Consider the following 13,900-nt stretch of genomic DNA (forward strand, 5'->3'; position numbering starts at 1 on the left):
ACAAGACATGATCGAACTGCGTCCCTTCGACAGCCTCGGCGGCGCCAATCACGGCTGGCTCGATGCCAAGCATCATTTTTCCTTCGCCGGCTATCACGATCCCGCCCGCATGCACTGGGGCAATCTGCGCGTCTGGAACGACGACACCATCGCGCCCCAGACGGGCTTTCCGCCGCACCCGCACCGCGACATGGAAATCATCACCTATGTCCGCGAAGGCGCGATCACGCATCAGGACAGCCTGGGCAACAAGGGCCGGACAGAGGCCGGCGACGTCCAGGTGATGAGCGCGGGCACCGGCATCCGCCATTCGGAATATAATCTGGAGGATGTGACGACCCGGATCTTCCAGATCTGGATTCTGCCCACCCGCGACGGCGAAGCGCCAAGCTGGGGCGCCCGGCCCTTCCCCAAGGGCGACCGCGCCGGTCAGTTCGTCACCCTTGCCTCCGGCTACGACAATGACAATGACGCCCTGCCGATCCGCACCGATGCGCGGGTGGTGGCGGCGACGCTGAAGGCCGGGGAGAGCGCGGAATATCCGATCGGCCGCGACCGCAAGGCCTATCTGGTGCCGGCGACCGGCGCGATCCGGATCGACGACGTGCGCATCAACGCCCGCGACGGCGCGGCGATCAGCGACATGGACGTGATCCGCGTCACCGCGATCGAGGACAGCGAGATCGTCCTGGTGGACGCGGCATAACGAAAGCAGGAGCGGACGCGGCCCTTGGGCCGCGTCCCTTCACCCTGCGCAAGAGGAGGACGACCATGCTGAATATCGCCCCGCCCGAGCTCAGCCCCGCAGAATGGCACGATGTGAAGGCTGCCCTGATCGCGGTGGCCGATTGCGGCTGCGGTGATCCGGCGCCCGCCGGACCGCTGCGCGCGCGCCTTTCCCATGCGCTGAACGCGATCATCGGCGCGCCCCGGACCGCCCGCACGCCGCCCGCCGATCTTCTGCCCCTGCGCGATTTCCTGTGCGAGACCGGCCGCACGCGGCAGATTGCCGAACGGCACATGCCCGCCCTTTACGAAAGAGGCTTTTCCCGGCGGCAGATCGATGCGCTGGCGCTCCTGGGCGCCTGATTTCGTCGCGACGGCCCACCGCGGGAGCGCGGGCGAACCGGCGATGAAAAGCGCGTCCGAGCGATAGAGACACAACGCGGCCCCCAGATGAAAGGGGTGGCCGTGACGAAGCCGTTGCGGCTGCCCTTCAAGCCGATCCTGCGATGCACCGGCGAAACGCCCTGCCCTGTCACGCCGCGACGGCGCCGCCCGCATGGCGGCGGACACCCGGCGCGACCGCTTGCGAAAAATGCATTGACATGCACTTTTTATGCTTCTAGCGAATTATGCACCACAGTATATATTTGAATAACAAACCCTTCCAGCGAGAGGAGACTTGGGATGAAGCTGTCCGTTGCGTCCGCCACATGCGTCGGTGTGAGCTTGCTGGCACTTGTCGCTCCGGCCATGGCGCAGACCGCTCCCCAGGTCGACGGCGCCCAGCTCCGGTCGGAAGACCCGGCCGACGCCGGCACGGACGCCGGCGCCAGCGACATCATCGTCACCGGATCGCGCATCGTGCGCGACGGCTATACCGCGCCCACTCCCGTGACGGTCGCCACGACGGAGGATCTGGTCAAGGCGACGCCCACCAACGTGCCCGATGCGCTCAACAAGCTGCCGCAGTTCCAGAACAGTTCCAGCCCCTCGCGCAGTTCCCACAACTTCGCCAACAGCGCCAGCCATGGCAATGTCCTCAACCTGCGCGGCGTCGGCGGCAACCGCACGCTGATCCTGTTCGACGGCATGCGCGTGCCGCCCACCACCTATCAGGGCACGGTCGACACCAATGTCATCCCCAACGCCCTGCTCCAGCGCGTCGACATCGTGACGGCGGGCGCATCGGCCGCTTATGGGTCGGACGCCGTGGCGGGCGTCGTCAACTTCGTCCTCAACCGCAAGTTCACCGGCCTCACCGGCAGCGTCCAGGCCGGCGTGTCGCAGCGCGGGGACAATGGCAATCAGCGCATCAGCCTGGCCGGCGGCATGGACCTGTTCGGCGGGCGCGGCCATCTGCTTCTGTCGGGCGAATATTATAATAATGACGGCATGCTGCGGTCCGACCGCAAGGGCGGCAACGCCAATTACGTCTATGTCGGCAGCGTTCCGGGCAGCACAGCGGCGCCGGGCTCCAACGCCAATCCACGCATCCTTCAGGACAATATCCACCTGATCTTCGCCAGCGACAACGGCAAGATACTGGACGGCCCCTTCGCCAATTACCAGATCAACGGCGACGGCACGATCCGGCCCTTCGACAACGGCACGCCGACCGGAACGGCGGCGTTCAACATCGGCGGCGACGGCTTCGTCATCCCGTCGGACGTCCATGCGGTCGCGCCGCTGCGCACCTACCAGACCTTCGGCCGGTTCAGCTACGATGTGACGGACGACATCAATGTCTTCGTGCAGGGCAATTTCACCCGCAGCGAACTCAGCTATATCAGCCAGTCCAATGCCTGGGTCGGTACGCAGAGCGCCCCCGTCTTCCAGGGCAACCCCTTCATCCCCGCCCAGATCGAGGCGGCGCTGACCCCCGGCCAGCAGTTCAACATCGGCAAATATTCGGGCGACAGCGCGAAAAAGCCCTTCACCCAGGAACGCACCGATTTCTGGATGGCGACGGCGGGCCTCGAAGGCAATCTGGGCGACGGCTGGAAATGGTCGGTCAACTATACCCATGGCAGTTCCAGGCACAGCGTCGACCAGCATGGCCTCTACGACTATCAGAAGGCCTATGCCGCGCTGGACGCCGTGCGCGACACCAGCGGCAATATCGTCTGCCGCCCGACGCTGAGCGCCGATCCCGTCATCCGGGCGCGCTTCGCCGGATGCCAGCCGCTCAACATCTTCCTGACCGGCGACGCCTATACCAACCAGCCGGGCTATGATTATGCGACCGGCACCATGTCCTATGACGCGCGGATCAAGCATGACGCCGCCGCGCTGCAGTTCCAGGGTTCGCCCTTCGAACTGCCGGGCGGTCCGGTAGACATCGTGGTCGGCGGCGAATGGCGCAAGCAGTCGCTGGACCTCACCAGCAACAGCGACCCCTCGCGGCTCGACACCGCCGCTGAACGCAGCGAATATTTCGCCGGCCTGCGCGGCGTGTCCTCGACCTCCCTCTTCTACTGGCTGACCAATGTGGGCCAGGCGCAGGGCAGCGTGACGGTCAAGGAAGCCTTCGGTGAAATCAACCTGCCGATCGTCAGGGACATGCCGTTCCTCAACTCGCTGGAACTGAACGGCGCGGGCCGCATCACCGACTACAGCACGTCGGGCCAGGTCGAAACGTGGAAGGTCGGCCTCACCTGGAAGCCGGTACAGGACATATTGCTGCGCGGCACCATCTCCCGCGACATCCGCGCGCCCACCTTGTTCGACCTGTTCGCGGGCGACCAGAGCGGCATCGGGCTGCTGACCGATCCGGTGTCGGGCCAGAGCGGGAACGTCTCCACCGTGTCGGGCGGCAACCGCCTGCTCGATCCGGAAAAGGCGAAGACCAGAACCTTCGGTTTCGTGCTGACGCCGCGCTTCCTGCCCGGCTTCAGCCTGTCGGCAGACTATTTCAACCTGAAGATCGACGGCGCCATCGGCACGCTCGACACCACGCGGATCGTGCAGAACTGCGTCGCCAATGCCTCTGCGCCCGAATGCGCGCTGATCACCCGGCCAAGCCCGACCGCCTTCCCCAGCCTGGTCCGCATCGCGGCCGCCAATATCGCCAGGCTGGAAACGGCGGGCGTCGACATCGACGCCAGCTATGCGACGCGCCTTGGCAACGGCAATTTCAGCGCCCGCGCCTATGTGAGCTGGCTCGACAAATATGTGACGCGGCAGAGCGCGGCGGTGCCCGCCTATGACTCCGCGGGCTACGGCATCAACAATGGTCCCATCGCCCGGCCGAAATGGCGCGGCACGCTGAACCTCAACTATGTCAGCGACGGCGGGCTCACCATCTTCGTCTCCGAACAATATACCGGTCCGGTGAAGGTGGGATCGCGCGAACCGAACAACAATTATTCGGGGGCGAAGGCGCCTTCGGTCTGGTACACCGACCTCACCATCAGCCAGAAGATCGAGGGCTGGGGCGGCAGCCTGGAACCGTTCATCACGATCAACAATCTGTTCGACCGCGATCCGCCGCTGGTGGCCGCCGATATTCCGGGCGTGAACCTGCCGACGATCATCTCCACCTATGACACGGTGGGACGGGCGTTCGCCGCCGGCGTCCGGTTCAAATTCTGATCACGGGGCAGGCGGCGCACCGAAGGGACGCAGCCCGCCCTTCATGGGGAGAGATGGGGTGAAGGCAGCAGCATTTCTGGCGGGCGCCGCCTGCCTTTCGTTGGTCGGCGGCAGCCTGGTCGCGGCCGCTCCGGCAGGTCCGGTGGTGGCGACCGCATCCGGACCCGTGCGCGGCGTGGCGCAGGGCGAAGGCGGCGTCTTCAAGGGCATCCCCTTCGCACAGACGACCGGCGGCTACCATCGCTGGACGCCGCCGCGCCCGGCCGCCCCCTGGACCACCCCTCGCGACGCCTCCCGCTTCGGCCCGATCTGCCCGCAGCCCGAGACCCCCCATGAACGCGGCGCTCCGCAAAGCGAGGACTGCCTGTCGATCAATGTCGCCACCCCCTCGTTCGACGGCAGGATGCCGGTTCTGGTGCTGATCCATGGCGGCGCCTTCTTCGTGGGTTCGGGCGCGGAACTGTTCGACGATGCCGCCCGGGTCCATAACCGGCGCGGCATATTGGTGGTGTCGCTCAACTATCGGCTGGGGCGGCTCGGCTTCTTCTCGCACCCCGGCCTGCGCGCGGAGCAGCCGGGGGCGCCGACCGGCAATTACTGGCTGATGGACCAGGTCGCCGGTCTGAACTGGGTGCGCGACAATATCGCGCGCTTCGGCGGCGATCCGGACAAGGTCACGATCATGGGCTGCTCGGCGGGCGGCTCCAGCATCAACGCGCTGGTCGCCTCGCCCCGATCGCGCGGCCTGTTCGCCCGCGCCAGCGCGCATAGCGGCGGCGGCATCAACAATGCGACCCGTCCGCAGGCGCAGGCGGAGCGGGAGGGGGTCGCCTTCGCCGCGCGCGCGGGCGTGACCGGCGAGGGCAAGGAGGCCATCGCCGCCCTGCGCAGGCTCGATCCGGCGGCGGTCATGGCGGCCGATCCCGGCCCCCCCAATTTCGGCGCGGTGGTCGACGGCGAGATGATCCCGGAGGAAACCGCCATCGCCTTCGCCAGGGGGCATATCGCCCGCGTCCCCTATATCGCCGGCTCCACCAGCAATGAAGCGAGCATCTTCGGCCTGATGGGCTTTGACGAAAGGGTGCTGAAGGACCGCTTCGGCATCGACATGGCGGCGGTGCGGAAGGTCTATGATCCGCAGGGCAGGCTGCCCCCGGCGGAACTGCTGCGGCAGGTGCAGACCGACTTCATCTTCACCGCGGCGGCGACCGCGACGGCGGCTCTCGCGGCGCGCTGGCAGCCAAGCTGGTCCTATCATTTCGCCTATGTCCCGCCCGCCGAGCGCGGCAAGGCGGCGGGCGCGCCGCATTGCGCCGATTTCGGCTATACGCTGGGCGCGGCCAAGGCGTCGCAGGGCGCCGAAAATGCGCGACTGGCCGCGATGATGCAGGATTATTGGGCGAATTTCATCAAGGACGGCGACCCCAACGGCCTTGGATCGGGCAACAGGACTCTGCCGCGCTGGACGGAATATGAAGGCCCTCATCGCGGCCCGCTGCTGATCGACCGCAGGACCGCCGTCGCGCCCGATTTCCGGGCCGGGCAGATCGCCTATTGGTGGCGACTCTGGGCCGACCGCACCGGCCAGACCCTGCCCTGAGCGAAGGAAGACGATGGCGCGTCGTCCGATCTGACGCAGCGTCCTCCTGGCCTCAGCCAATGGGTCCGATGCGGACGGACCCGCCGGTGGCAGGAACCGCGCCAAGGCCGCGATAGTCGACAATGGCGGGATGCGGGGTCTCCATCGGCCGGGGATGGGTCGCGGTGACGACCAGGATGCTTGCGCCCGCACGCTCCGCCGCCATGATCCCCGCCACCGAATCCTCGATCACCAGACAGCGGTCCGCCGTCGTTCCCAGACGCTCGGCGGCCAGATGGAAGCAGTCCGGCGCGGGCTTGCCGCGTTCCACATCCTCCGCCGCGACCAGCAGCGGCGGAACGGGCAACCCAGCGGCCTGGATGCGGCGCAGCGCAAGCTGCCGCGGGGCTGAGGTGACGACGGCCCAGCGGCAATCGGCCAGCGCCGCGAGAAACGCCGCCGCGCCCTCGATCGCCTCGATCCCGTCGACCGTATCGATCTCCGCCTGGGTGACGAGCGCCGCCTCCGCCACCGGATCGACGCCGGGCAGGCCCAGCCGCCTGATCGTCTCCACCGACTGCACGCCATGGACGGTCGGCAGGAAAGCCTCGACATCCAGTCCATGGCGCAGCGCCCATTCGCCCCAGACCCGTTCCGCCACCTTGATGGAGTTCAGGATCGTGCCGTCCATGTCGAGCAGCACCGCATCCACGGACCTGTGTTCCATCGGCACCGCCATCCTTGCGAAAAGACCATGCGGGCGGACCGGCATCCGCCCCCCGACCGCCTCCTACACAGGACCGCCGCGAAACGCACGCCCGTTTCGATCCGGCGGCTCGCCGCCGGATCGCCAGGTCACTTCGCCGTCGTCTCGACCCTGGCGTGGCTGCCCTCCTCGCTCGGGCGTATCCTGCCGCCGAACAGCATCTTGAGCTTTCCGGTCAGCGACACGTCCGCCTCCCACAACTCCGCCTCGTCGATGTCGAAGCGCAGCAGGGCCAGATTGGGGTCCGACCTGCCGCCCGGAAACCACGCTTCGACCGTCGTCGACCACAGCTTGTCGATCATCGCCGGATCATTGTCGATGCGCGCGCGACCGGCGAAACAGGCGAAGAAATCGTGCCCCTTGGAAACGAACTGGCCCATCGCCGCGCCGCCGCCGGCCAGACGGTTGTCCTTGCCCACGAAGAACCACAGCGTATCCACCTGGTCCTTGTCCAACTGGACGGTCAGCGGCTCGCTATGCTGCCCGCTGCCGGTCAGGCCCAGCATCATGAAGGGGCTGTCCGACATGCGATCCCACAGATGTTCCTTCAGCTTATGCGCATCGCTCATGATCATCTCCCGATTATGGAACGGACTATACGAATGGCGGGCGCGAAGGGTCCGCCCGCGCGGCGGGATGAAGCCGATCCGCCGCCCAGGCGTTGTCCCCCCAATGCAGGGAAGAAGGGAAGGAGAAGAAGTCAGATGACGATCCGCTGGCCCGCCCAATTGATCATCGCGCGCCATGGCCAGAGCGCTGGCAATGTTGCGCGGGACGCCGCTCATGAAGCGACGGCCGACCGCATCGCCCTGTCCATCCGCGATGCCGACGTGCCGCTGAGCGATCTGGGGCGGGAACAGGCCGCTTCGCTCGGCCGCTGGTTCGCGCGCCAGCCAGAGGATTGCCGTCCGGATGTGCTGCTGTCCTCCCCCTATTTGCGCGCCTGCCAGACCGCCCGGCTCTTCCGCGACCATGGCGGCGCGGCGGGGGAGGAGCCGATCTGCTTCGACGAGCGGCTTCGCGAAAAGGAGTTCGGCATATTGGACGGCCTCACCACCGGCGGCATCCGCAACATCTTCCCCGACCAGGCCGAATTCCGCCGCCTGCTGGGAAAATTCTATCATCGCCCGCCCGGCGGGGAGAGCTGGTGCGACGTCATCCTTCGCCTGCGGTCGGTGATGGACACCATCTCGCTCCACTATGCCGGGCGGCGGGTGATGATCTTCAGCCATCAGGTCGTGGTGCTGTGCATGCGCTATATATTGGAGAGCCTCACGGAAACCGAGATTCTCGCCATCGACGCGAAGGGGGACGTCGCGAACTGCGCCGTGACCGATTATCGGCTGGAGGCGGATGCGGGCCGCGACGGCCGGCTGGTCCTTCAGCGCTACAATGTCACCGCGCCGATGGAGGAGGACCGCACGCCCGTCACCAAGGCGCCCGACGCCATTGCGGGAGCGCGCGGATGAGCCCGCCACGGATCGACCGCCGCTGGCTGTACGACCATCCGCTGCCGGGGCTCGCGGACGCATCGGACAAGAATGAGCGCGGCCGCGTGGTTGTGATCGGCGGCGCCGAATTCGTCCCCGGCGCCCTGCGCCTGACGGGCGAGGCGGCGCTCAGGGCGGGGGCCGGCAAGGTGCAGCTGGCGACGGTCCAGTCGGTCGCGACCGCGCTGGGCGTGCTGGTGCCCGAGGCGTCGATGCTGGCGCTGCCGTCCGACCGCAATGGCGAGATCGCCGCCCAGGCCGTGGCCATGCTGGAGGCGCATGTCGGACGATGCGACGCCATGGTCCTGGGACCGGGGATGAGCGTCAGCGACCGCACCGACACGCTGGTGGCGCGCCTGCTCGCGTCCCCGCGCCAGGGCCTTGGCGTCGTGCTGGATGCGGCGGCGCTGACCTCCGCCCGCGACCTGGCCCCCGTCATCGCCAGCCATGAGGGCCGCGTGATCATGACGCCCCATCGCGGGGAGATGGCGATCTTCGCGGGGATGGATGAAGCCGCCGTCGCCGCCGATCCCGAAGGCGTCGCAGCCGACATGGCCGGCCGCTTCCGGTCGGTCATCCTGCTCAAGGGGCAGGAAAGCATATTGGCCGATCCGTCCGGCCGGCTGCTCCGCTTCGACGGGGGCTGCGTAGGCCTGGCCACGGCGGGATCGGGCGATGTTCTGGCGGGCATCATCGGCGGCCTGCTGGCGCGTGGGGCCGATCCGTTCCGCGCCGCCGCCTGGGGCTGCTGGCTGCACGGGGCGGCGGGACGGGTGCTGTCGGAAGAGATCGGCAGGATCGGTTTCCTGGCGCGCGAACTCGCCGCCGTCGTCCCCCGCCTGCTGGATGAGACGATGACCCCGCCGCAGGATGGGTGAGACGGAAGCGGACTTCGCTTCGCTGCCCTCGTCCCGCCTCATCCCGGCCGGGCCATGGGACCAAAGGCCGGAGAGAAGAGGCTGGCCGCCGGCAGGCCCTGCTGATAAGCCATTGGCCGGGCCTCCATGCCCTGGGGAGACATGCCGCCGATGATCTTTGCCGACTTCCTCCGCAATCGTCGCCGCGAGCAATTGTCGGATCAGGATCTCGCGGCGCTGGAGGCCAGCGTCAGCCAAGTCCGCAAGACCCATGCGCGCCAGCTGCTCGCCCATGCGGGCGAACCGATCGCATGCAGCACTTACCTGATGGAAGGGTTCATCTGCCGCTACATGGACGACCGCAACGGCCTACGCCAGCTCGTCGCCGTCCACGTCCCCGGCGATTTCGTCGACCTCCACGGCTATCCGCTGGGGCGGCTGGACCATGATGTCGCGACCCTCAGCGCTTCCAAGATCGCCATGGTCCCGCATGAGGCGCTGGACGGCCTGCTGGCCCAGCGGCCCAATCTGACGAAGCTGCTGTGGTTCAGCACGCTGCTGGACGCCGCCATGCACCGGGAATGGATATTCCGCCTCGGCCGGCTCGACGCCGTCGCGCGGATCGCGCATTTCTTCTGCGAGATCGAGGCGAAGCTGCGCGCCGTGGGGCTGAGCGACGGCAGCCGGTTCGCGCTGCCGCTGACCCAGGCCGATCTGGGCGAGGCGTGCGGCATGACGTCGGTGCACATCAATCGCATGTTGCGGGAACTCCGGGAACGGGAACTGCTCCAGGTTCAGCGCGGCAGGGTCACCATCTCCGATCTCGCCGCGCTGCGGCGGCTGTGCGATTACGACCCCTCCTACCTGTTCATCGGCGGCTGAGGGAACCGCATCCGTCTGCGGAGCGTCCTTCCCACATGAACGGAAGAGGATGGTCCATGCCCCGAGACGGCGTTTTCGATGAATCCGGCAAGGCCTATGCAGAGGAAGGACAGGTGATGCTCGACGGCCCGGACGGTGTCGCCATCAGCATGACGCCGGATGCCGCGGAAGAAACGGCGAACGAACTCATCAGGGCGGCGTCGGAGGCGCGGCAACAGATCGACGACAGGGAGAGCGGCGCGTCCGGCTCGTGACGCGCATCGGACAGGCTTGACTTGATCGAAATCAATCTGCGACGCATTCAGGGCGGCCGCTTCCCATGGTAATCGCCGATGCTCCTGCCCTGAAAGGAGATGACGTGGAGACCTATTCGACCGAACAGGCCCTGGCGGGGGTGGATGGCCTTGACGACATTCTCTCCGGCGGGCTCACCCGCGGCCGGGTCTTCCTGCTGGAAGGCAGTCCGGGCACGGGCAAGACCACCATCGCGATGCAGTTCCTGATCGAGGGCGCTCGGCGCGGCGAACGCTGCCTCTACATCACCCTGTCCGAAACCGAGGACGAGATGCGCGAGAGCGCGGCATCGCATGGCTGGACCCTGGAGGGGGTGGACCTGTTCGAACTGGTGCCGCCCGAAAGCCTGCTGGACGAGCAGCAGCAGCAAAGCCTGCTCTATTCGTCCGACCTGGAACTAGGCGAGACCACCCGCCGCATCTTCGATGCGTTCGAGCGGGTCCGGCCGGACCGGGTGGTGCTGGACAGCCTGTCTGAAATCCGCCTGCTGGCGCAAAGCTCGCTGCGCTACCGCCGCCAGATACTGGCGCTCAAGCACTTCTTCTCGAAACAGAATGCGACGGTGCTGATGCTGGACGACCTGACGGCGGAGGTGGCGGACAAGACCGTGCACAGCGTCGCCCATGGCGTCATCCGGCTGGAGGAACTGTCGCCCGGCTACGGCCCGGAGCGCCGCCGGATGCGCATCATCAAATATCGCGGCCGGCATTTTCGCGGCGGCTTCCACGATTTCGTCATCGAGAAGGGCGGCGTCCGTGTCTTTCCCCGGCTGGTGTCGGCCGAACACAAGACCAGCTTCGTTCGCGACGTGCTGAAAAGCGATTCCGGCGAACTCGACGCCCTGCTGGGCGGCGGGATCGAGCGGGGCTCCAGCGTGCTCGTCCTCGGCCCGGCGGGCACCGGCAAATCCCTGCTCGCCCTCACCTTCGTCACGGCGGCGATCCGGCGCGGGGAAAAGGCGGCGATGTTCGTCTTCGACGAGGAGATGGGCCTGCTCTTCAAACGCGCCCTGGGCCTTGGCATCGACATGCAGGCCATGGCCGGGAGCGGCGACCTGATCGTCGAGCAGGTGGACGCGGCCGAACTGTCCCCCGGCGAATTTGCCCAGCGGGTGCGCAACTGCGTGGAACGGCATGGCGTGAGGACCGTCGTCATCGACAGCCTGAACGGCTATCAGTCCGCCATGCCGGAAGAAAATGCGCTGGTCCTGCACATGCATGAGCTGCTGCAATATCTGAACCGGCAGGGGGCCACCACCTTCCTGACGGTCGCGCAGCATGGGCTGGTGGGCGACATGAAGACGCCGGTCGATGTCACCTATCTGGCCGACACGGTCATCCTGCTGCGCTATTTCGAAGCGCTGGGCCGGGTGCGCCGCGCCATGTCGATCATCAAGAAGCGGACCGGATCGCATGAGGACACGATCCGCGAATTCCGCATCGGATCTTACGGCATTCGCCTGGGCAAACCGCTGGTGGGCTTCCAGGGCGTGCTGCGCGGGGTTCCGCATTTCGTCGGCAGCCCGCCGGCGCTGCTCGAAGACAAGAAGGCGTGATACCGCATCTTTCCGAACGGGCGCTGATCCTCGCTCCCGTCGGGCGCGATGCGGAGATCGCGGCATCGATGCTGGCCGAGGCGGGATTGCGGTCGCAGATCTGCCGGGATCTTCCCGCCCTGCTGAACGGCATCGACCATGGCGCCGGCTTCGCGCTGGTGACGGAGGAGGCGCTGCACAATCGCGACCTGCACCCGCTGGTCGGTTGGTTGCAGGATCAGCCGGAATGGTCGGACTTCCCCTTCATCCTGTTGACCCGCCGCGGCGGCGGGCTGGAGCGCAACCCATCGGCGTCGCGCTATCTGGAGATGCTGGGCAACGTCAATTTCCTGGAGCGGCCCTTCCACCCCACCACGCTGATCAGCCTTGCCCGTTCGGCGCTGCGCGGCCGCCGGCGGCAATATGACGCCCGCGCGAGGCTGGAGGAACTGCATCGCGGCGCGGAGAAATATCGCACCCTGTTCGATTCGATCGAGGCGGGCTTCTGCATCATAGAGATGATCTTCGACGAAGCGGGGAAGCCGGTCGACTATCTCTTCATAGAGACCAATCCCGCCTTTGCGCGCCATACCGGGCTCAGCGATGCGGTGGGAAAGCGGATGCGCTCGCTCGTGCCGGAGCATGAACAGCATTGGTTCGACATTTACGGCCAGGTCGCCTGCACCGGCGAGGCCGTCCGCTTCGAGGACGCGGCCGATGCGCTGGGCGGCTATTGGTACGACGTCTATGCCTTTCGCGTGGGCGACCCCAGGGCGCCCCAGATCGCCGTGCTGTTCAACGACATCACCGAACGCCGCCGCATGGAGGCAGCGCTTCGCCAGAGCGAGGAGCGCCTGCGCGCGCTCAACGAAACGCTGGAGGAGCGAGTGCAGCAGCGCTCGCATGAACTGGAACTGGCGCAGGAGGCGCTGCGCCAGTCGCAGAAGCTGGAATCCATGGGCCAGTTGACCGGCGGCGTCGCCCATGATTTCAACAACCTGCTGACGCCGATCGTCGGCAGCCTCGACCTGCTCCATCGCCGCGGCCTGGGCACCGATCGGGAACGGCGACTGATCGAAGGCGCCCTGCAATCGGCCGACCGGGCGAAGATGCTGGTGCAAAGGCTGCTTGCCTTCGCGCGGCGGCAACCGCTGCAGCCCACCGCCATCGACATTGGGGGATTGGTGCGGGACATGCGCGACCTGATCGTCAGCACGTCGGGCCCGCGCGTGCAGGTCGAACTGGCGGTGGCGGACGACCTGCCCGCCGCTCATGCCGACGCCAACCAGATCGAAATGGCGTTGCTGAACCTGGCGGTGAATGCGCGCGACGCGATGCCGGACGGCGGGCAGCTTCGCATCGGCGTGAACTGCGACAGCATGGCGGCCGACAACCGGCTGCATCTGCGGGAGGGGCGATATGTCAGGCTGTCGGTGGCCGACACCGGCATCGGCATGGACCAGCAGACCGCAGAAAAGGCGATAGAGCCCTTCTTCACGACCAAGGGCGTGGGTCAGGGGACCGGCCTTGGCCTGTCGATGGTGCATGGCCTGGCCGCGCAGCTGGGCGGCGGCCTCACCATCGAAAGCGCCGTGGGCCATGGCACGACGATCAGCCTCTGGCTGCCGACCAGCGAGATCGAGGCCGGGAAGGAAGCCGCCGGGCCGGACATCGCCCCGGTCAAGCTGGACCATGGCATGGCGCTGGTGGTGGATGATGAGGAACTGGTGCGCGCCAGCACCGTGCACATGCTGCGCGAACTGGGATATGACGTGCTGGAGGCCAGCTCCGCCGAACATGCGCTCGCGATCATGAAGGCAGAGCCGGGCATCGACGTGCTGGTCACCGACCATCTGATGCCCGGCACGACCGGCACCGACCTGATCGAGCAGGCGAGGGCGCTGAAGCCGGAGATCAGGGCGCTGCTGATTTCCGGCTATGCCGAAAATGCCGGAATTTCGGCGGAACTGCCACGGTTGACCAAGCCCTTCAAGCAGATCGATCTGGCCAAGAGCCTTGCGGCCCTGTGAAGGCGGCGTGCGGCTGCCGGCGTCCGACCGTGGGTTTCAGGCACATTATGCATGGAATTGCGGAGGTTGGCGTGGAACTTTTCTGACGCGGCTGCGTAACGACTCCACGATGCGCGGGCGATCCTCGCGCCGGGGGCAAGCGCAATGGGCA

General features: G+C 66.9%; 12 protein-coding genes. 10 read left to right on the forward strand and 2 right to left on the reverse strand.

Features of this window, described 5'->3' with window-relative positions; all coding sequences use genetic code 11:
- Positions 1 to 7 precede the first annotated feature (7 nt).
- The 4 genes from K7W03_RS12935 to K7W03_RS12950 all read left to right on the forward strand — a co-directional run bounded on the left by K7W03_RS12935 (position 8) and on the right by K7W03_RS12950 (position 5,917).
- Positions 8 to 706 carry a pirin family protein gene (locus K7W03_RS12935; RefSeq protein WP_140043181.1) on the forward strand — a complete coding sequence of 233 codons (699 nt, stop codon included), beginning with the start codon at positions 8 to 10 and terminating at the stop codon, positions 704 to 706.
- A 65-nt stretch (positions 707 to 771) separates the two neighbouring features.
- On the forward strand, positions 772 to 1,089 hold the full coding sequence (locus tag K7W03_RS12940) for a hypothetical protein (RefSeq protein ID WP_044660941.1): 318 nt from the start codon (positions 772 to 774) through the stop codon (positions 1,087 to 1,089).
- A gap of 321 nt (positions 1,090 to 1,410) precedes the next feature.
- Positions 1,411 to 4,317, forward strand: coding sequence for a TonB-dependent receptor domain-containing protein (locus K7W03_RS12945; RefSeq protein ID WP_222886500.1), 2,907 nt, complete (start codon positions 1,411 to 1,413; stop codon positions 4,315 to 4,317).
- A 58-nt stretch (positions 4,318 to 4,375) separates the two neighbouring features.
- Positions 4,376 to 5,917: a carboxylesterase/lipase family protein gene (locus K7W03_RS12950; protein WP_319024314.1), complete on the forward strand. Its 1,542-nt coding sequence runs from the start codon at positions 4,376 to 4,378 to the stop codon at positions 5,915 to 5,917.
- A gap of 52 nt (positions 5,918 to 5,969) precedes the next feature.
- On the opposite strand, the gene K7W03_RS12955 is transcribed toward K7W03_RS12950, so the two are convergent.
- Positions 5,970 to 6,623, reverse strand: coding sequence for an HAD-IA family hydrolase (locus K7W03_RS12955; protein WP_226870123.1), 654 nt, complete (start codon positions 6,621 to 6,623; stop codon positions 5,970 to 5,972).
- Between the two features lie 128 nt (positions 6,624 to 6,751).
- Positions 6,752 to 7,231 carry a pyridoxamine 5'-phosphate oxidase family protein gene (locus K7W03_RS12960; protein ID WP_025548719.1) on the reverse strand — a complete coding sequence of 160 codons (480 nt, stop codon included), beginning with the start codon at positions 7,229 to 7,231 and terminating at the stop codon, positions 6,752 to 6,754.
- A gap of 135 nt (positions 7,232 to 7,366) precedes the next feature.
- Between K7W03_RS12960 and K7W03_RS12965 the strand changes: the two genes are divergently transcribed.
- The 6 genes from K7W03_RS12965 (at position 7,367) to K7W03_RS12990 (ending at position 13,749) form a co-directional block, all read left to right on the forward strand.
- On the forward strand, positions 7,367 to 8,131 hold the full coding sequence (locus tag K7W03_RS12965; protein ID WP_222886502.1) for a histidine phosphatase family protein: 765 nt from the start codon (positions 7,367 to 7,369) through the stop codon (positions 8,129 to 8,131).
- Positions 8,128 to 9,030, forward strand: coding sequence for an NAD(P)H-hydrate dehydratase (locus K7W03_RS12970; RefSeq protein WP_103001108.1), 903 nt, complete (start codon positions 8,128 to 8,130; stop codon positions 9,028 to 9,030). The genes K7W03_RS12965 and K7W03_RS12970 overlap by 4 nt, the downstream gene beginning before the upstream one ends.
- 150 nt (positions 9,031 to 9,180) lie before the next feature.
- The gene (locus K7W03_RS12975) at positions 9,181 to 9,891 is read left to right on the forward strand and encodes a Crp/Fnr family transcriptional regulator (protein WP_025548724.1); all 711 of its coding nucleotides are present in this window, start codon (positions 9,181 to 9,183) and stop codon (positions 9,889 to 9,891) included.
- 56 nt (positions 9,892 to 9,947) lie between these two features.
- A complete protein-coding gene (locus K7W03_RS12980) occupies positions 9,948 to 10,145 on the forward strand; it encodes a hypothetical protein (RefSeq protein ID WP_044660946.1) in 198 nt (65 codons plus the stop codon).
- Between the two features lie 104 nt (positions 10,146 to 10,249).
- Positions 10,250 to 11,740, forward strand: a complete 1,491-nt coding sequence (locus K7W03_RS12985) for an ATPase domain-containing protein (RefSeq protein WP_044660947.1) — start codon at positions 10,250 to 10,252, stop codon at positions 11,738 to 11,740.
- On the forward strand, positions 11,737 to 13,749 hold the full coding sequence (locus tag K7W03_RS12990) for an ATP-binding protein (protein ID WP_044660948.1): 2,013 nt from the start codon (positions 11,737 to 11,739) through the stop codon (positions 13,747 to 13,749). Before K7W03_RS12985 ends, K7W03_RS12990 begins: the two co-directional genes overlap by 4 nt.
- Positions 13,750 to 13,900: the final 151 nt, after the last annotated feature.

The sequence above is a fragment of the Sphingobium sp. PNB genome (genome assembly GCF_019873065.1).
Taxonomy (GTDB): Bacteria; Pseudomonadota; Alphaproteobacteria; order Sphingomonadales; family Sphingomonadaceae; genus Sphingobium; species Sphingobium fuliginis.